The 19,339-nt window shown below is 60.3% G+C and carries 15 protein-coding genes and 1 tRNA gene; 13 read left to right on the top strand and 3 right to left on the bottom strand.

Features of this window, described 5'->3' with window-relative positions:
* Nucleotides 1-359 precede the first annotated feature (359 nt).
* Nucleotides 360-1,709, top strand: a complete 1,350-nt coding sequence (locus KW849_RS01805) for a CoA transferase (RefSeq protein WP_218427117.1) — start codon at nucleotides 360-362, stop codon at nucleotides 1,707-1,709.
* Between the two features lie 130 nt (nucleotides 1,710-1,839).
* Here KW849_RS01805 and KW849_RS01800 read toward each other — a convergent pair whose 3' ends face one another.
* The gene (locus KW849_RS01800; RefSeq protein ID WP_218427115.1) at nucleotides 1,840-2,703 is read right to left on the bottom strand and encodes a DNA-3-methyladenine glycosylase; all 864 of its coding nucleotides are present in this window, start codon (nucleotides 2,701-2,703) and stop codon (nucleotides 1,840-1,842) included.
* A gap of 506 nt (nucleotides 2,704-3,209) precedes the next feature.
* Here KW849_RS01800 and arcD point away from each other — a divergent pair.
* The 12 genes from arcD to KW849_RS01740 all read left to right on the top strand — a co-directional run bounded on the left by arcD (nucleotide 3,210) and on the right by KW849_RS01740 (nucleotide 17,788).
* The gene (arcD, locus tag KW849_RS01795) at nucleotides 3,210-4,637 is read left to right on the top strand and encodes an arginine-ornithine antiporter (protein ID WP_218427113.1); all 1,428 of its coding nucleotides are present in this window, start codon (nucleotides 3,210-3,212) and stop codon (nucleotides 4,635-4,637) included.
* A 33-nt stretch (nucleotides 4,638-4,670) separates the two neighbouring features.
* A complete protein-coding gene (arcA, locus tag KW849_RS01790) occupies nucleotides 4,671-5,927 on the top strand; it encodes an arginine deiminase (protein ID WP_218427111.1) in 1,257 nt (418 codons plus the stop codon).
* A gap of 24 nt (nucleotides 5,928-5,951) precedes the next feature.
* Nucleotides 5,952-6,962 (top strand): ornithine carbamoyltransferase, encoded by a 1,011-nt coding sequence (locus KW849_RS01785; RefSeq protein ID WP_108215111.1) that lies wholly within the window; start codon nucleotides 5,952-5,954, stop codon nucleotides 6,960-6,962.
* A 165-nt stretch (nucleotides 6,963-7,127) separates the two neighbouring features.
* Complete coding sequence (gene arcC, locus KW849_RS01780) at nucleotides 7,128-8,057, top strand: carbamate kinase (protein WP_218427109.1); 930 nt, start codon at nucleotides 7,128-7,130, stop codon at nucleotides 8,055-8,057.
* Nucleotides 8,058-8,120: 63 nt separating this feature from the next.
* Nucleotides 8,121-8,483: a DUF5064 family protein gene (locus KW849_RS01775; protein ID WP_218427107.1), complete on the top strand. Its 363-nt coding sequence runs from the start codon at nucleotides 8,121-8,123 to the stop codon at nucleotides 8,481-8,483.
* Between the two features lie 175 nt (nucleotides 8,484-8,658).
* Nucleotides 8,659-10,167, top strand: a complete 1,509-nt coding sequence (locus KW849_RS01770) for a sigma-54-dependent transcriptional regulator (RefSeq protein WP_108215108.1) — start codon at nucleotides 8,659-8,661, stop codon at nucleotides 10,165-10,167.
* A gap of 454 nt (nucleotides 10,168-10,621) precedes the next feature.
* Complete coding sequence (gene gcvH / locus KW849_RS01765) at nucleotides 10,622-11,005, top strand: glycine cleavage system protein GcvH (RefSeq protein WP_008047373.1); 384 nt, start codon at nucleotides 10,622-10,624, stop codon at nucleotides 11,003-11,005.
* Between the two features lie 11 nt (nucleotides 11,006-11,016).
* Nucleotides 11,017-13,869: an aminomethyl-transferring glycine dehydrogenase gene (gcvP, locus tag KW849_RS01760; protein WP_218427105.1), complete on the top strand. Its 2,853-nt coding sequence runs from the start codon at nucleotides 11,017-11,019 to the stop codon at nucleotides 13,867-13,869.
* 181 nt (nucleotides 13,870-14,050) lie between these two features.
* Nucleotides 14,051-15,427 (top strand): L-serine ammonia-lyase, encoded by a 1,377-nt coding sequence (locus tag KW849_RS01755; RefSeq protein WP_218427103.1) that lies wholly within the window; start codon nucleotides 14,051-14,053, stop codon nucleotides 15,425-15,427.
* 36 nt (nucleotides 15,428-15,463) lie between these two features.
* Nucleotides 15,464-16,588: a glycine cleavage system aminomethyltransferase GcvT gene (gene gcvT / locus KW849_RS01750; protein WP_218427101.1), complete on the top strand. Its 1,125-nt coding sequence runs from the start codon at nucleotides 15,464-15,466 to the stop codon at nucleotides 16,586-16,588.
* Nucleotides 16,589-16,992: 404 nt separating this feature from the next.
* Nucleotides 16,993-17,205 (top strand): cold-shock protein, encoded by a 213-nt coding sequence (locus KW849_RS01745; RefSeq protein ID WP_007931076.1) that lies wholly within the window; start codon nucleotides 16,993-16,995, stop codon nucleotides 17,203-17,205.
* Nucleotides 17,206-17,299: 94 nt separating this feature from the next.
* Nucleotides 17,300-17,788 (top strand): RDD family protein, encoded by a 489-nt coding sequence (locus KW849_RS01740; RefSeq protein WP_218427098.1) that lies wholly within the window; start codon nucleotides 17,300-17,302, stop codon nucleotides 17,786-17,788.
* Between the two features lie 102 nt (nucleotides 17,789-17,890).
* Here the strand turns inward: KW849_RS01740 and nadA are convergent, their stop codons facing one another.
* Together nadA and KW849_RS01730 are read right to left on the bottom strand one after the other, a co-directional pair.
* Nucleotides 17,891-18,949, bottom strand: a complete 1,059-nt coding sequence (gene nadA / locus KW849_RS01735) for a quinolinate synthase NadA (RefSeq protein ID WP_015096595.1) — start codon at nucleotides 18,947-18,949, stop codon at nucleotides 17,891-17,893.
* A 270-nt stretch (nucleotides 18,950-19,219) separates the two neighbouring features.
* Nucleotides 19,220-19,295: transfer RNA gene (locus KW849_RS01730), tRNA-Lys, on the bottom strand.
* Nucleotides 19,296-19,339: the final 44 nt, after the last annotated feature.

The following is a 19,339-nucleotide window of genomic DNA, read 5'->3' as shown; positions in this document are numbered from 1 at the left end:
AAGCGTTCCACCGAGGTGGCATCTGCATTTAATCGGCCTGCCCTTAATGAGAAGCGGTACATATGTATTTCGTGAATTTCATTTAAAACGCAAAAAGCACCCTGGACGTCGATGCCAGATTGATCACCGCCCATCCGTGATTTTCCCTCGTTTTAACCGCATTTTCGGCACTTTTTTTCTGCGCAAACGTTCAACCACTACCGTTCGTCGACTTAACCCTGATGCAACCTCAGCGCCACGCCGATGTCAGTGGCGGTGATTGCCGGCCTCTTCGCGAGCAAGCCCGCTCCCACAATGGGATGTCATCGGGACTCGAGTTTTTGGACTAAGATCGGGCTCTCGCTCCGGAGGGCCCTTCGATGACTGACCTGCTCACGTCCATTCAAGCCGCACTCGGTTTGCCTCACACCCCGATTCCATTCACGTCCAGCGGCGCCCTGCCCTCAGCGTTCGCCGTCACTGATCTGGCCTGCGCCAGCATGGCCGCCGCCGGCCAGGCCGTCAGCGAACTGCTGCACCAACAAACCGGACGCCTACCCGATCTTGAAGTTGATCGACGCCTGGCATCCTTCTGGTTCGCGACCTCGATTCGCCCGATCGGCTGGAGCGTTCCGCCACTGTGGGATGCGGTGGCCGGTGACTACGCCACCCGCGATGGCTGGATTCGCCTGCACACCAACGCGCCCCACCACCGCGCCGCCGCCGAAAGCGTGCTCGGTGCCTGTACCGACCGTGCAGCGATGGCTTGCCAAGTGGCGCAATGGGCGAAAAGCGAGCTGGAGCAGGCGGTGGTCGATGCCGGTGGTTGTGCCGCCGAAATGCGTACCTGGGAACAATGGCAGACCCATCCTCAAGGCCAGGCGGTAAATGTCGAACCCTTGATTCATTTCACCAACCACCCTGGCCAGAGCGACAAACCGTGGGCGGGCTCAGTGACCCGGCCACTGTCGGGCATCAAGGTGCTGGATTTAACCCGGGTGCTGGCAGGCCCCATCGCCAGCCGCTTTCTGGCCGGCCTCGGCGCCGATGTCTTGCGCATCGATCCGCCGACCTGGAACGAGCCGGGGGTGGTGCCGGAAGTCACGTTGGGAAAACGTTGCGCGCGCCTTGACCTGAATGACAGCTCCGACCGCGGCGTATTCGAATGCCTGCTCAAGGACGCCGACATTCTGCTCCACGGCTATCGTGCCGATGCACTGGAACGACTTGGCTTCGGCATGAATGAGCGCCGGCAACTGAACCCAGGCCTGATCGATGTTTGCCTCAACGCCTATGGCTGGAGCGGCCCCTGGCAAAACTGCCGGGGCTTCGACAGCCTGGTGCAGATGAGCAGTGGCATTGCCGAAGCGGGCATGCGCTGGAAACAGGCGGACAAGCCGACACCGTTGCCGGTGCAGGCCCTCGATCACGCCACCGGGTACTTGATGGCGGCCAGTGCGATCAGGTTGTTGGCAGGACATTTGAGCAGCGGGATGGGGGGATCGGCCCGGTTGTCGTTGGCGCGTACGGCGAAGTTGTTGTTCGAGCAAGGAGCCGGCCCGGATGAGCCGTTGCGCGCCGAAGATCCACACGATCAGGGGATACAGGTTGAGCAAACGCCCTGGGGGCCGGCGCATCGGTTGCACGCGCCGCTGAAGATCACGGGAACGCCTCTGCAATGGACCTTGCCTGCTACTGAATTGGGTTCCCATCGCGCGCAGTGGTGGTGACGGTAAGATAGCCTTCGCTGACAAGCCAGCTCCTACAGTGGATCGTATTCGTCCATGCACCGCGAATACCTGTAGGAGCTGGCTTGCCAGCGAAGGCGCCAGACCATTCAGTACAGAATCCGGATCAAGCTCAGTCCGCCCGGCTCAAAGAAGTCCACAGAACCTGCGCCGCATACCCTCGATAGGGTCGCCACCCCTCAGCCCGCAACAACAGCTGCCGCGCCGTCACCGGCCCACCCTCCAGCGCCGCCAATGCATTGATCAACCCCACGTCGCCATTGGGAAACCCATCCATCTCCCGCAACTGTCGCAACGCAATGTATTGCGCCGTCCAGTCACCAATCCCGTGCAAAGCCAATAACTGCGCTACGCCTCCCTCCCGACCGGGCTCGAACAACAGCGGATCATCGAGTAATGCCTGGGCCACCCCCGACAGTGTCCGGCCTCGGCTTTTCGGCATGCCCAACGCAGCCAGATCTGCGCCAGCCAAAACGCTGACCTCGGGGAACACATGGGTCAACCCCGGCAACCGTGAATGCAATGGCGTGCCGTACTGCGCTACCAGTTTGCCCGCAAGTTTGATCGCCGCCGCCACTGTAATCTGCTGCCCCAGCACCGCGCGGATCGCCAACTCCAGGCCATCCCATGCCCCCGGCACACGCAACCCGGGGCGCTCGGCAATCAGCCGCGCCAGCAGCGGATCAACTGCCAGGTGCCGGTGAATCGTGGACAGGTCGGCGTCCAGATCAAACATCCGCCGCACGCTTGCGACGATCGCAGGGACAGCGCCCGGATCAGGAAAATCCAGGGTCAACTCAAGGGCATCCGAGGTGCCAGGCTGGATCGAGAACATACCGCAAGCACCGTTCAAACCGATGCTGCGCGAATACACACCGTCGACCACCGTTTCCAACCCGACAATCGCCCGCGCTGACAAAAACCCGAGCAGCGCCGGCCAGTCATAGGGTGGCTGGTACGCCAGCAACAGCTTCACAGACCCACCACCAACGCGATCAATGCGCTCAGGCGAAGCTTGTTCGGTGATTGCGACATCGCTGCATCTCCATTTTTTTTTGGGGGGGGGCGGCAACTGCCGCGAAGTCGTCACATAACGGGCGTCAACTAAACTGATGAAGAGTAATAACGTTTGTTGGATAACGCCAACAAGCTACTTTTTTACTTGCACAAAATGGCTATTTTTACACCGATATAATCATTTGTTTTATACGCATTTTTAATACATCAATTCAGTACAAAAAATGCATGAATAAAATTTGCAGATTTTGAAAAACCAACTAGCGTCATAATTCGAAACAAATGCTAAAAAGTTCTTAAAAGCCTGCAAAGGCCTCTAGAACAGGCGTTACAGGCAGCCGCCTTGCAAATGATGGCACTCCGCCAACAACCCGGGAACGCTTTCATTTAGTGATCTAAGTCAGCTGATTGGATAGCCAACAGAATTAGTCTGTTGCCTCTCTTCTCCTGCATTGGAGTCATGCAATGTCTGAAGCTCCCGGAAAACTGAAACTCGGCGCGCTGGTTGCGTTAGTCGTGGGTTCGATGATTGGTGGCGGGATTTTTTCCTTGCCACAAAACATGGCCGCCAGTGCCGATGTCGGCGCCATTCTGATCGGTTGGGCGATCACCGCCGTCGGCATGCTCACCCTGGCGTTCGTGTTCCAGACTCTGGCCAACCGCAAACCCGATCTTGATGGCGGGGTTTACGCCTACGCCAAGGCCGGTTTCGGCGACTACATGGGCTTCTCGTCCGCCTGGGGGTACTGGATCAGTGCCTGGCTGGGCAACGTCGGTTACTTCGTCTTGCTGTTCAGCACGCTCGGCTACTTCTTTCCGCTATTTGGGGAGGGGAATACCCCTGCTGCCGTGATCGGCGCCTCGGTACTGCTCTGGGCCGTACATTTCCTCGTACTGCGAGGAATAAAGGAAGCAGCGTTCATCAACCTGGTGACCACCGTCGCCAAGATTGTGCCGCTGCTGCTGTTCATGTTGATTGCGTTGTTCGCCTTCAAACTGGACATCTTCACCGCCGACATCTGGGGCCTGAAGAACCCGGACCTGGGCAGCGTGATGGACCAGGTGCGCAAAATGATGCTGGTCACCGTGTGGGTGTTCATCGGCATCGAAGGCGCGAGCATCTTTTCGGCCCGGGCGGAAAAACGCAGCGACGTGGGTAAGGCCACCGTGATCGGCTTTGTCACCGTGCTGCTGTTTTTAGTGCTGGTCAACGTGCTGTCGCTGGGGATCATGACCCAGCCGGAACTGGCCAAACTGCAGAACCCCTCAATGGCCGCCGTGCTGGAACACGTGGTCGGTCACTGGGGTGCGGTGCTGATCAGCGTCGGTTTGATCATCTCGTTGCTGGGGGCGTTGCTGTCATGGGTGCTGCTGTGCGCGGAGATCATGTTCGCCGCCGCCAGGGACCACACCATGCCGGCGTTTTTGCGCAAGGAAAACGCCAACCATGTACCGGTCAATGCCCTGTGGCTGACCAACGCCATGGTGCAGGTTTTCCTGATCATCACGCTGTTCTCCGCCAGCACTTACCTGTCGCTGATCTACCTCGCCACCTCGATGATCCTGGTGCCGTACCTGTGGTCGGCGGCCTACGCGTTGCTGTTGGCGGTGCGTGGCGAAAGCTACGAAGGCGCAGCGGGCGAACGGCAGAAGGATCTGATCATCGGCGCCGTGGCCCTGATCTACGCGATCTGGCTGCTGTACGCCGGCGGCATGAAGTACCTGCTGCTGTCCGCCCTGCTCTACGCCCCCGGCGTGATCCTTTTCGCCAAGGCCAAGCTGGAAATCGACAAACCGGTTTTCACCAACGTCGAGAAGCTGATTTTCGCTGCGGTGGTCGTGGGCGCCGTGGTGGCGGCCTACGGTCTCTACGACGGCTTCCTGACCCTTTAACTCCCTTGTTTTGTCATCTGGAGGATCACTGTAATGACCACGGAAAAAGTTAAGTACGGCGTCCATTCCGAAGCCGGCAAACTGCGCAAAGTCATGGTTTGCTCCCCAGGCCTGGCCCATCAGCGGCTGACCCCGAACAACTGCGATGAACTGCTGTTCGATGACGTGTTGTGGGTGGCCCAGGCCAAACGCGACCACTTCGACTTCGTCACCAAGATGCGCGAACGCAACATTGATGTACTGGAAATGCACAACCTGCTGACGGACATCGTCGCCATCCCCGAAGCCCTGGACTGGATCCTGGAACGCAAGGTCACCGCCAACTCGGTGGGCCTGGGCCTGATCAACGAAACCGCCTCGTGGCTGCGCAGCCTGCAGCCGCGCAAGATCGCCGAGTTCCTGATCGGTGGTGTCTCGGGCGACGATCTGCCGACCAGTTTCGGTGGCAAGGCCATCGAGATGTTCCGCGACTTCCTCGGCAACTCCAGCTTCATCCTGCCGCCGCTGCCCAACACCCAGTTCACCCGCGATACCACCTGCTGGATCTACGGTGGCGTCACCCTCAACCCGATGTACTGGCCAGCTCGCCGTCAGGAAACCCTGCTGACCACCGCCATCTACAAATTCCACCCCGAGTTCACCAACGCCGACTTCCAGATCTGGTACGGCGACCCGGACAAAGAGCATGGCAACTCCACTCTTGAGGGCGGTGATGTGATGCCGATCGGCAACGGCGTGGTGTTGATCGGCATGGGTGAACGTTCGTCGCGGCAGGCCATTGCGCAACTGGCGGTGAACCTGTTCAAAAACAAGGCCGTCGAGAAAGTCATCGTCGCCGGCCTGCCGAAATCCCGCGCGGCGATGCACCTGGACACCGTGTTCAGCTTCTGCGATCGCGACCTCGTCACGATCTTCCCGGAAGTGGTGAACCAGATTGTCGCCTTCACCCTGCGTCCCGATGAAAGCAAGGCGGGTGGCATCGATATCCGCCGCGAAGAAACCAACTTCCTCGACACCGTGGCCCAGGCCCTCAATCTCAAGGCCCTGCGCGTGGTGGAAACCGGCGGCAACAGCTTCGCCGCCGAACGCGAGCAATGGGACGACGGCAACAACGTGGTGGCCGTGGAGCCAGGCGTGGTCATCGGCTACGACCGCAATACCTACACCAACACCCTGCTGCGCAAGGCCGGCGTGGAAGTCATCACCATCAGCGCCGGCGAACTCGGTCGCGGCCGGGGCGGCGGCCATTGCATGACCTGCCCGATCATCCGCGATCCGATTGACTACTAACCTGTTCACCTTAGGAGATCCAAAATGGCGTTCAATATCCATAACCGCAATCTGCTGAGCCTGGAACACCACACCCCTCGCGAATTGCGCTACCTGCTCGACCTGTCCCGCGACCTCAAGCGTGCCAAGTACACCGGCACCGAACAGCAGCATCTCAAGGGCAACAACATCGCGCTGATCTTCGAAAAGACCTCGACCCGCACCCGCTGTGCGTTCGAAGTTGCAGCCTATGACCAGGGCGCCAACGTCACCTACATCGACCCGAACTCCTCGCAGATCGGCCACAAGGAAAGCATGAAGGACACCGCCCGCGTGCTTGGGCGCATGTACGATGCCATCGAGTACCGTGGCTTCAAGCAGGAAATCGTCGAGGAACTGGCCAAGTTCGCCGGTGTGCCGGTGTTCAACGGCCTGACCGACGAATACCACCCGACGCAAATGATCGCCGACGTGCTGACCATGCGTGAGCACGCCGACAAGCCGATCCACGAAATCAGCTACGCCTACCTCGGCGATGCCCGTAACAACATGGGCAACTCGCTGCTGCTGATCGGCGCCAAGCTCGGCATGGACGTGCGCATCTGCGCGCCGAAAGCCCTGTGGCCGGCGGACGACCTGGTGGCTCGCTGCAAGCAATACGCAGAAGAAAGCGGCGCGCGCATCACCCTCACCGAAGACCCGAAAGCGGCGGTCAAGGGCGTGGACTTCATCCACACCGACGTCTGGGTGTCGATGGGCGAACCGGTCGAAGCCTGGGCCGAGCGCATCCAGCAATTGCTGCCGTATCAGGTCAACGCCGAACTGATGAAGGCCACCGGCAACCCGCGCACCAAGTTCATGCACTGCCTGCCGGCGTTCCACAACTGCGACACCAAGATCGGCAAGCAGATTGCCGAACAGTACCCGCACCTGAGCAACGGCATCGAAGTGACCGATGACGTGTTCGAGTCGCCGGCCTGCATCGCCTTCGAGCAAGCGGAAAACCGCATGCACACCATCAAGGCGATTCTGGTGTCGACGTTGGCTGATCTCTGACGGCTGATCATGTCCTCTTGATCGCTCACTGACCCGTAGGAGCTGCCGAAGGCTCGGTCCGCGCTCGGGCGATCTTTTGATCTTTGAAGATCAATAGCAAGATCAAAAGATCGCCCGAGCGCGGACCGAGCCTTCGGCAGCTCCTACTCTAGAAGGACTAGCACCATGCGTATCGTCGTTGCTCTGGGCGGTAATGCCCTGCTCCGCCGGGGCGAACCCATGACCGCTGACAACCAGCGCGCCAACATCCGGATCGCCACCGAACAGATCGCCAGGATCCATCCCGGCAACCAACTGGTCATCGCCCACGGCAATGGCCCGCAGGTCGGCCTGCTGTCTTTGCAGGCGGCGGCCTACACCTCGGTTTCGCCCTATCCGCTGGACGTGCTCGGTGCCGAGACCGAAGGCATGATCGGTTACATCATCGAACAGGAACTGGGCAACCTGCTGGACTTCGAAGTGCCCTTCGCGACCCTGCTGACCCAGGTCGAAGTCGATGCCAATGACCCGGCCTTCAAGAACCCCACCAAACCCATCGGCCCGGTCTACAGCAAGGCCGATGCGGAAAAACTCGCCGCCGAAAAAGGCTGGGCCATTGCCCCGGACGGCGACAAATACCGTCGCGTGGTCGCCAGCCCGAAACCGAAACGCATCTTCGAAATCCGTCCGATCAAATGGCTGCTGGAAAAAAGCAGCATCGTGATCTGCGCCGGTGGCGGCGGCATTCCGACCATGTACACGTCGCCCGGCAAACTCGAAGGCGTCGAAGCGGTCATCGACAAAGACCTGTGCTCGGCACTGCTGGCCGAACAGCTTGAAGCCGATCTGCTGGTGATCGCCACCGACGTCAACGCCGCGTTCATCGACTTTGGCAAACCCACGCAAAACGCCATCGCCCAGGCCCACCCCGACGAAATGGAAAAACTCGGCTTCGCCGCCGGCTCCATGGGACCGAAGGTGCAGGCAGCCTGCGAATTCGCGCGCCATACTGGAAAAGTCGCAGTGATCGGTTCGCTCGCGGACATCGAAGCAATTGTCCAGGGCACCGCCGGTACACGCATCAGTACGGCAACACCAGGCATCAGCTATCAATAAACGAAACTGCGGGGCAGGCCTGAGGCCTGTCCTGATTCAAGACATTTTGAAGGAGAGTCAACAATGGCAACGTTCGAGCCGGGTCACCTGCACATCGAGCGACACGCGCTGAACAAGGACGACGTCAGCTACAACATCTACCTCGACTATGAAGTCAGCCAGGACCCCAAGGAAGGCAAAGGGATGCAGTTCAAGATGCATGGCAGCATCCAGGGCAAGGACATGAGCGAGTCGTTCTTCCTGCCCAAGGACATGGCCTACAACTTCGCCAGCAACGTCACCAAGATTGCCGAGAAGTACGGTGTCCCGAAAACCCATAGCAACATTGGTTCGATCCACAAGCACTACGACGCGATGTTCGAAGATGTGCGGGTGCAGTTGAACATGAAATCGGGCGACCCGGTCAAACCCGAGCATCTGGAATAACGTTTGGAAGATCAAAAGATCGCAGCCTTCGGCAGCTCCTACAGGGGAATGCGTTCGGCGCAGGAGCTGCCGAAGGCTGCGATCTTTTCAAGCCATCCCACATCGACGATTTCACCTCCCCCCTCCTCCAAGGCATACTTGCCACCCTTCGCACTGCAGAACCCAAGACCGCCCCATGCGTATCCACGTCAGCTTCATCGACCGCGTCGGTATCACCCAGGAAGTCCTGGCCCTGCTCGGTGGGCGCAATCTGAACCTGGATGCGGTGGAAATGGTCCCGCCCAATGTGTATATCGACGCCCCGACCCTGAGCCCGCAAGTGCTCGAGGAGCTGCGCGATGCCCTGTTCAGCGTGCGTGGCGTGCAAGCGGTGACGGTGGTCGACATCCTGCCCGGCCAGCGCCGGCACTTGCAGCTCGACGCCTTGCTGGCCGCCATGACCGACCCGGTGCTGGCACTGGACAGCGACGGCAAGGTGCTGCTGGCCAACCCGGCCCTGATCGCCCTGTACGGCCGCGAACCGAACGGTGAAAGCGTGGGCGAGCTGTTTTCCGACCCGGCCTTGCTCGACGCCCTGCTCGAACAGGGCTTTCGCCTGCCGCTGCGGGAAATCACCGTCAACGGCCAGACCCTGTTGCTCGACGCCACTCCGATCACCGACGCCGGCGCCCTGCTGACCCTGTATCAACCGAACCGCATCGGCGAACGCCTTTCCGCGCTGCACCATGACCACGCCGAAGGTTTCGACGCACTGCTCGGCGAGTCCCCGGTGATCCGCACCCTCAAGGCACGCGCCCAGCGGGTGGCGGCCCTCGATGCACCGCTGTTGATCCAGGGCGAAACCGGCACCGGCAAGGAACTGGTGGCCCGGGCCTGCCACGCCATCAGCGCCCGGTACAGTTCACCGTTTCTGGCGCTGAACTGCGCGGCATTGCCGGAGAACCTCGCCGAAAGCGAACTGTTCGGCTACGCCCCTGGCGCGTTCACGGGCGCACAACGGGGCGGTAAGCCAGGACTGATGGAACTGGCCAACCAGGGCACGGTGTTTCTCGATGAAATCGGCGAGATGTCGCCGTATTTGCAGGCCAAATTGCTGCGTTTCCTCAACGACGGCAGTTTTCGCCGGGTCGGCGGTGACCGTGAGGTCAAGGTCAACGTACGGATCCTCAGCGCGACCCACCGCGATCTGGAAAAAATGGTCGGCGAAGGTTTGTTCCGCGAAGACCTGTTCTATCGCCTCAACGTCCTCAATGTTGAAGTGCCACCCCTGCGCGAGCGTGGCCAGGACATCCTGCTGCTGGCCCGCTACTTCATGCAGCAGGCCTGTGCGCAGATCCAGCGACCGGTCTGTCGCCTGGCGCCGGGCACTTACCCGGCGCTGCTGGGCAACCGCTGGCCGGGCAACGTGCGGCAATTGCAGAACGTGATCTTCCGTGCCGCGGCGATCTGCGAAAGCAGCCTGGTGGACATCGGCGACCTCGATATCGCCGGCACCTCTGTGGCCCGCCAGGGCGACCATGACGTCGACAGCCTGGAACAGGCCATGGACGAATTCGAGAAAACCCTGCTGGAAAAACTCTACGTCAGCTATCCCTCGACCCGGCAACTGGCGACCCGCCTGCAAACCTCCCACACCGCGATTGCCCATCGGTTGCGCAAGTACGGGATTCCGGGCAAGGCTTGAGGCCTTGAGTCCACAGATGGCGGGCTATGTACACCAACCCGTGTAGGAGCTGCCGCAGGCTGCGATCTTTTGACTTTGCTCTTATGGTGCCTGCGACAAGATCGCAGCCTGCGGCAGCTCCTACGGAACGGGTTGTCAATTCGAAAACTTCTTCACCGGTTTAAAAACGACCTCCATCTGTACTGAAAGCGCTACAGCGGAACGATATCGCTACACCCCACTCCAATCACGGCTGCACAAGGCTTTGATCCACCTCGGCTTTTATCCTGGACATATGCCGTATCGATTTCGCTACAACGTGTGAATTTCAGACTTTGTCTAAACCACCTAACTCGTTGATAAATAATAATAAAAACAACGTTGGCCGCGTTCTTGCTATGTACTCCTCATAACCCGGGCATCGCCCAGCATTCAATCGCGTCCACCAGACGAGTCTGGCCCCTTAGGAGTTTCCATGAGCGAGTTGCGTTTTACTGAAGATCACGAATGGCTGCGCACCGAAGCAGACGGCAGCGTCACGGTCGGCATCACCGCTTTCGCACAGAACGCCCTGGGCGACGTGGTTTTCGTTCAACTGCCTGAGCTGCAGTCCTACGACAAAGGCGCCGAAGCCGCCACCGTGGAATCGGTAAAGGCTGCCAGCGGCGTGTACATGCCGCTGGACGGCGAAGTGCTGGAAGTGAACCCGGCGCTGGACAGCAGCCCTGAGCTGGTCAACGAAGATCCGCTGGGCGAAGGCTGGTTCTTCCGCTTCCAGCCAAGCGACGCCTCGGCTGTCGCCCAACTGCTGGATCAGGACGCCTACGACCGCCTGATCAAAGCCCAAGCCGAAGCCTGAGGAGCGCTGACATGACTCAAATCAATTTGACCACCGCCAACGAATTCATCGCCCGTCACATCGGCCCGCGCGCCGGTGACGAGCAAGCGATGCTCAACAGCCTCGGCTTCGACTCCCTGGAAGCCCTGAGCGCCAGTGTGATTCCCGACAGCATCAAGGGCACCAGCGTCCTCGGCCTGGAAGACGGCTTGAGCGAAGCCGATGCCCTGGCCTTGATCAAGTCCATCGCGACTAAAAACCAGCTGTTCAAGACCTACATCGGCCAGGGCTACTACGGTACCCACACGCCGTCGCCGATTCTGCGCAACCTGCTGGAAAACCCGGCCTGGTACACCGCCTACACCCCGTACCAGCCAGAAATCTCCCAAGGCCGTCTCGAAGCGCTGCTGAACTTCCAGACCCTGATCAGCGACCTCACCGGCCTGCCGATCGCCAACGCCTCCTTGCTCGACGAAGCCACCGCCGCTGCCGAAGCCATGACCTTCTGCAAACGCCTGAGCAAGAACAAAGGCAGCCACGCCTTCTTCGCCTCCGTGCATTGCCACCCGCAGACCCTCGACGTGCTGCGCACCCGTGCCGAGCCTTTGGGCATCGACGTGGTGGTTGGCGACGAACGCGAGCTGACTGACGTGACGCCGTTCTTCGGCGCGCTGCTGCAATACCCGGCAAGCAACGGTGACGTGTTCGATTACCGCGAGCTGACCGAACGCTTCCACGCCGCCAACGCCCTCGTTGCCGTGGCTGCCGACCTGCTGGCCCTGACCGTGCTGACCGCGCCGGGCGAATTCGGCGCCGACGTAGCCATCGGCAGTGCACAACGCTTCGGCGTGCCGCTGGGCTTCGGTGGCCCGCACGCGGCGTACTTCTCCACCAAGGACGCGTTCAAGCGTGACATGCCGGGCCGCCTGGTCGGTGTTTCCGTAGACCGTTTCGGTAACCCGGCCCTGCGCCTGGCCATGCAGACCCGCGAGCAACACATCCGTCGCGAGAAAGCCACCAGCAACATCTGCACCGCGCAAGTACTGCTGGCCAACATCGCCAGCATGTATGCCGTGTACCACGGTCCAAAAGGCCTGATGCAGATCGCCAATCGCATCCATCACCTGACTGCAATCCTGGCCAAAGGCTTGAGCGCATTGGGCCTGAACGTCGAGCAAGCGAGCTTCTTCGACACCCTGACCGTGAAGACCGGTGCGCAAACCGCAGCCCTGCACGACAAGGCGCACGCCCAGCGCATCAACCTGCGCGTGGTCGATGGCGAGCGCCTGGGCCTGTCCCTGGACGAAACCACCACTCAGGCCGACGTTGAAACCCTGTGGAGCCTGCTGTCCGACGGCAAGGCCCTGCCGGACTTCGCCGCCCTCGCCGCCTCGGTCGTCAGCACCATCCCGGCCGCGCTGGTACGTCAGTCGCCGATCCTCAGCCACCCGGTGTTCAACCGCTATCACTCGGAAACCGAGCTGATGCGCTACCTGCGCAAACTGGCGGACAAGGACCTGGCGCTGGACCGCACCATGATCCCGCTGGGTTCGTGCACCATGAAACTCAACGCTGCCAGCGAAATGATCCCGGTGACCTGGGCCGAGTTCGGCGCCCTGCACCCGTTCGCCCCGGCCGAGCAAAGCGCCGGCTACCAGCAACTGACCGACGAGCTGGAAGCGATGCTCTGCGCCGCCACCGGTTATGACTCGGTTTCGCTGCAACCGAACGCCGGTTCCCAGGGTGAGTACGCAGGTCTCTTGGCGATCCGTGCCTACCACCAGAGCCGTGGCGAAGACCGTCGCGACATCTGCCTGATCCCGTCGTCGGCCCACGGCACCAACCCGGCCACTGCCAACATGGCCGGCATGCGCGTGGTCGTCACCGCCTGCGACGCCCGTGGCAACGTCGACATCGAAGACCTGCGCGCCAAGGCCATCGAGCACCGCGAACACCTCGCCGCGCTGATGATCACCTACCCGTCGACCCACGGCGTGTTCGAAGAAGGCATCCGCGAAATCTGTGGCATCGTTCATGACAACGGCGGCCAGGTGTACATCGACGGCGCCAATATGAACGCCATGGTCGGCCTCTGCGCGCCGGGCAAGTTCGGCGGCGACGTGTCGCACCTGAATCTGCACAAGACCTTCTGCATCCCCCACGGCGGTGGCGGCCCGGGCGTCGGCCCGATCGGTGTGAAATCACACCTGGCGCCATTCCTGCCGGGCCACGCGCAGATGGAGCGCAAGCAAGGCGCCGTTTGCGCGGCACCGTTCGGCAGCGCGAGCATCCTGCCGATCACCTGGATGTACATTCGCATGATGGGTGGCGCGGGCCTCAAGCGTGCTTCGCAGCTGGCGATCCTCAATGCCAACTACATTTCCCGTCGCCTCGAAGAGCACTACCCGGTTCTGTACACCGGCAGCAACGGCCTGGTGGCGCACGAGTGCATCCTTGATCTGCGCCCACTGAAAGACAGCAGCGGCATCAGCGTCGATGACGTCGCCAAGCGCCTGATCGACTTCGGCTTCCACGCGCCGACCATGTCGTTCCCGGTGGCCGGCACGCTGATGATCGAACCGACCGAAAGCGAATCCAAGGAAGAACTGGACCGTTTCTGCGACGCCATGATCCGCATCCGCGAAGAAATCCGCGCGGTGGAAAACGGCACCCTGGACAAGGACGACAACCCGCTGAAAAACGCGCCACACACCGCCAAGGAGCTGGTCGGCGAGTGGTCGCACCCGTACAGCCGCGAGCAAGCGGTGTACCCGGTTGCGTCGCTGATCGAAGGCAAGTACTGGCCGCCGGTCGGTCGTGTCGACAACGTGTTTGGCGACCGCAACCTGGTCTGCGCCTGCCCGTCGATCGAAAGCTACGCTTAAACGAAAGAGGGGGGCGGGGTTGCCCGCCCCTCTCAAGAACACCGCAACCCCTTGTAGGAGCTGCCGCAGGCTGCGATCTTTTGATCTTGATCTTGAAAGGATCAAAAGATCGCAGCCTGCGGCAGCTCCTACGCACAGCATCTCCCGTGATACGCCTATAACAAGAAACCGGAGAACCACCATGTCGTTAAGCGTGTTCGACCTGTTCAAGATTGGCATCGGCCCCTCCAGCTCTCACACCGTCGGCCCGATGCGCGCCGCTGCGCGTTTCGTCGAAGGCCTGCGCCGTGAAGGGCTGCTGCCGGCCACCACCTGCGTCAAAGTCGAGCTGTACGGCTCGCTCGGCGCCACTGGCAAAGGCCACGGCAGTGACAAGGCGGTGCTGTTGGGCCTGGAAGGCGAGCACCCGGACACCGTGGATACGGAAACCGTCGCCGCGCGCCTGCAAGAAATCCGCAGCAACGGACGCTTGAACCTGCTTGGTGAACACAGCATTGCGTTCAACGAGAAAGAACACCTGGCAATGATTCGCAAGCCGTTGCCCTATCACCCCAACGGCATGATTTTTCGCGCCTTCGACGCGGCGGGCCTGCAGATCCGCAGTCGCGAGTACTACTCGGTCGGCGGCGGTTTTGTGGTCGATGAGGACGCCGCCGGCGCCGACCGCATCGTCGAAGACGCCACCCCCCTGACCTTTCCGTTCAAAAGCGCCAAGGATCTTCTCGGTCATTGCGTCAAATACGGGCTGTCGATCAGCCAGGTGATGCTGACCAACGAAAGCGCCTGGCGTCCGGAAGCGGAAACCCGCGCCGGCCTGCTGAAAATCTGGCAAGTGATGCAGGACTGCGTCGCCGCCGGATGCCGCAATGAAGGCATCCTGCCTGGCGGGCTGAAGGTCAAACGCCGAGCCGCCGCGCTGCATCGGCAATTGTGCAAGAACCCGGAATCGTCTTTGCGCGACCCACTGTCGGTGCTCGACTGGGTCAACCTCTACGCGCTGGCGGTCAACGAGGAGAACGCCAACGGCGGGCGCGTCGTGACCGCGCCCACCAACGGTGCAGCGGGGATCATTCCAGCGGTGTTGCACTACTACATGCGCTTTATCCCAGGGGCCAATGATGACGGCGTCGTGCGTTTTCTGCTCACGGCCGCAGCCATCGGCATTCTGTACAAGGAAAACGCCTCGATCTCCGGCGCCGAAGTCGGTTGCCAGGGCGAAGTCGGCGTCGCCTGCTCGATGGCCGCCGGTGCCTTGTGCGAAGTGCTTGGCGGCACCGTGCAACAAGTGGAAAACGCCGCGGAAATCGGCATGGAACACAACCTCGGGCTGACCTGCGACCCGATTGGCGGGCTGGTGCAAGTGCCTTGCATCGAACGCAACGCCATGGGCTCGGTCAAGGCCATCAATGCCGTGCGCATGGCCCTGCGCGGCGACGGGCAACACTTCGTCTCCCTCGACAAGGTCATCCGCACCATGCGCCAGACCGGCGCCGACATGAAAAGCAAATACAAGGAAACCGCCCGTGGCGGTTTGGCGGTCAACATTATCGAGTGCTGATGCGCGCTCATCTGCACCCTTCTTCAGGAGCTGAATATGTCCACCGAACAACTGTTGAAAACCCCGTTGCACGCACTGCACATCGAACTCGGCGCGCGCATGGTGCCGTTCGCCGGCTACGACATGCCCGTGCAATACCCGCTGGGCGTGATGAAAGAACACCAGCACACCCGCGACCAGGCCGGGCTGTTCGATGTCTCGCACATGGGCCAGATCCGCCTGACCGGCGCCAATGCCGCCAAGGCCCTGGAAACCTTGGTGCCGGTGGACATCATCGACCTGCCGGTGGGCATGCAGCGCTATGCCATGTTCACCAATGCGACCGGCGGCATCCTCGACGACCTGATGGTCGCCAACCTGGGTAACGACGAACTGTTCCTGGTGGTCAACGCCGCGTGCAAGGATCAAGACCTGGCACACCTGCGTCAGCACATTGGCGACCAGTGCACGATCGAGCCGCTGTTCGAAGAACGCGCCCTGCTCGCCCTGCAAGGCCCGGCCGCCGTCACCGTACTGGCACGTCTGGCACCTACAGTTGCGAAGATGACCTTCATGCAGTTCGCCCGCGTGAAGCTGCTGGGCGTGGACTGCTTTGTCAGCCGTTCGGGTTACACCGGTGAAGACGGTTTCGAAATTTCCGTACCCGCCGCCAATGCCGAAGCCCTGGCTCGCGCCCTGCTGGCCGAACCGGAAGTCGAGGCCATCGGTCTTGGCGCCCGCGACTCCCTGCGCCTGGAAGCCGGCCTGTGCCTGTACGGCCACGACATGAACGCCGACACCACCCCGATCGAAGCAAGCCTGCTGTGGGCGATCTCCAAGCCACGTCGCGCCGATGGCGCACGGGCCGGTGGCTTCCCGGGCGCCGAAACCGTATTCACTCAGCAACAGGCAGGCGTGAACCGCAAACGTGTAGGTCTGCTACCACAGGAACGTACACCCGTGCGTGAAGGCGCCGAGATCATCAACGAAGCCGGCGACATCATCGGTAGTGTCTGCAGCGGTGGTTTCGGGCCAACCCTGGGCGGTCCGCTGGCCATGGGTTATGTCGACAGCGCCTACATCGCACTGGACACACCGGTTTGGGCAATCGTTCGTGGGAAAAAGGTGCCTTTGCTTGTAAGCAAAATGCCATTTGTTCCACAACGCTACTATCGCGGCTGATTGATTGTTCCTATAAGTAACGCGGTTGCGTTAACTGCGCACTAATGTGTAACGCAACCGCCATAAAATAGTGCATTGTTTGGCTCTAAGCTTCGATTATGAACTTTGCTTATAACGATCGAAAGCAATTGAGCAACGCTAGCGTATAAGGCCCCACTAGTGGACTGACTAAATGCCATCAACCTGAGGAAATACGGGGCCTTCACAGGGCTTGTTTTTTCTCCCGTAGTTGGCGTAGAGTTTGTTCACTGTGTTTGCATGGGTCGCTTGGAATCGTGACCTGGGCAGTAGCCTACAAGTTAGCTACATCCCGTTCGACGTCTTCTTACTCTCCTGCAACCAGCCCCAGTACTCTTTCATAAGAAGGAGACTGTCATTAATTTTTGCGTCAAAGGAAATAAGAAATGTCCCAACGTCAGAGCGGTACCGTCAAGTGGTTTAACGACGAGAAAGGTTTTGGTTTTATCACTCCTGAAAGCGGTCCGGATCTGTTCGTGCATTTCCGCGCCATCCAGGGCAACGGCTTCAAGAGCCTGAAAGAAGGCCAGAAAGTGACCTTCATCGCCGTGCAGGGCCAGAAAGGCATGCAGGCTGACGAAGTACAAGCGGAAGGTTAATCTTCTGTAACGAAAAAGCCCCTGATGCTGACATCAGGGGCTTTTTTGTGCGCGTAAATCCGTAAAATGGCTTCTTTTTCGCCGAGAACCTGCCATGTCGAAACACCTGCTTACTCCCCAGGGCGACTTTCCTGCCGCCGGCCTGGGTCGTCGCCTGGCAGCCATGTTCTATGATTTCCTGCTGTGCACCGCCCTGCTGATCGTCACCAGCGGCATCTACAAGATGATCCAGATGGCGATCATCGGCGAAGAGAGGATGCGCACCCTGACCGAAGCGGGTGCGCTGGACGGCGATCCCCTGCTCTCGACGGTGCTGTTGTTCGTACTGTTCGGCTTCTTCGCCAAATTCTGGACGTGGTCTGGTCAGACGCTGGGCATGCAGGTCTGGTGCATCCGGGTACAGAATGCCGATGGCTCATCCATCAGCCTGTGGCAGGCGCTGCTGCGCTTTGTGGTGTCGTTTGCTTCGTTGCTGTGTGTTGGCCTGGGATTCTTCTGGTCGCTGTTCGACAAACAGGAACGCAGCTGGCATGACATGTACTCCAACACCCAGCTCGTACGTATTCCAAAGAAACAAAAGTAACGCCCATAAAAAAGATCGCAGCCTTCGGCAGCTCCTACAGGTGTAAACGAAACCGTGTAGGAGCTGCCGAAGGCTGCGATCTTTTGATCTTAGCTTTTGACGTTAAGCGTTACCGGCCAGCTTCATCCGCGCCGCCTGGGTGAAATCGAGCATGCGCTTGAGCGGACGAATCGCCTGTGGAATCAGCGCCGGGTCGACAAAGATCTCGTTCGTCCCTTCCTTCAACGCCTTGAGCGTGCGCTCAAGGGTGTTCATGGCCATCCACGGGCAATGCGCACAACTGCGGCACGCCGCGCCGTTACCTGCCGTCGGGGCTTCGATAAAGACCTTGTCCGGGCACAGCTGCTGCATCTTGTAGAAGATGCCGCGGTCGGTCGCCACGATCAGCGTCTTGTTCGGCAGGCTCTGTGCCGCCGCGATCAACTGACTGGTGGAACCCACGGCATCGGCCAGTTCAATCACCGATGTCGGCGACTCCGGGTGCACCAGGATCGCGGCATCCGGGTACAGCGCCTTCATGTCTTCAAGCTGCTTGGACTTGAACTCTTCGTGAACGATGCAGGCACCGTCCCACAGCAGCATGTCGGCACCGGTCTGGCGCTGGATGTAGGTACCCAGGTGCTTGTCCGGGCCCCAGATGATGGTCTCGCCGTTGTCCATCAGGCTTTCGACGATTTCCAGCGCACAGCTTGAAGTCACGACCCAATCCGCTCGGGCCTTTACCGCAGCGGAGGTGTTGGCGTACACCACCACCGTGCGCTCCGGGTGTTGATCGCAGAACGCGGAAAACTCGTCCACCGGGCAGCCCAGGTCGAGCGAACAGGTCGCTTCGAGCGTCGGCATCAGCACGCGCTTTTCCGGGTTGAGGATTTTGGCGGTCTCGCCCATGAACTTCACGCCGGCGACGACCACGGTCTTGGCTGGATGGGCATTGCCGAAGCGGGCCATCTCCAGCGAGTCGGAGACACAACCACCCGTCTCTTCGGCCAGCGCCTGAATCACAGGGTCACAATAGAAATGGGCCACCAGCACCGCGTCCTGAGCCTTGAGCTCGGCAGCGATGGCAGCACGGTAATAAGCCTCTTCATCGGCGGTCAGCGGCTTGGGCTGCTTGGCGTCGAGGTGGGCTTGAACCAGAAGGCGTTCGGAAATTTGCGTCATGTTCGCAAGACCTGCAGGCGCATTCGCGCGAAAGTCGAGTATACACCCGGCTCCGGACCCATCGGGGTACCGCCGGGAAAGTGAGTATTGATCAGGCACGGACAGCGTTGAAGCTGCGCAAGGCTACAGAATATCGGAAGGATGCAAAAGGTGATTCTGACTTGCGTCATGCGCAGCAGCCCGCAGCGAAGCGGACTTGAATCGCGGGCAAAAAAAAACCCGGAAATCCTCACTTGCGTGGGCCTTCCGGATTTTCTAAACCGCCAAAAATGGTGGGTCGTGTGGGATTCGAACCTACGACCAATTGGTTAAAAGCCAACTGCTCTACCAACTGAGCTAACGACCCGCTGTGTGGTGGCGCGTATAATACTGATTTTTAAGGACTATTCA

It is taken from the genome of Pseudomonas sp. PDM26, from assembly GCF_019219185.1.
Classification (GTDB): domain Bacteria; phylum Pseudomonadota; class Gammaproteobacteria; order Pseudomonadales; family Pseudomonadaceae; genus Aquipseudomonas.
The sequence above is the reverse complement of the archived record's forward strand: the minus strand, read 5'-3'. Positions and strand labels throughout refer to the sequence as shown.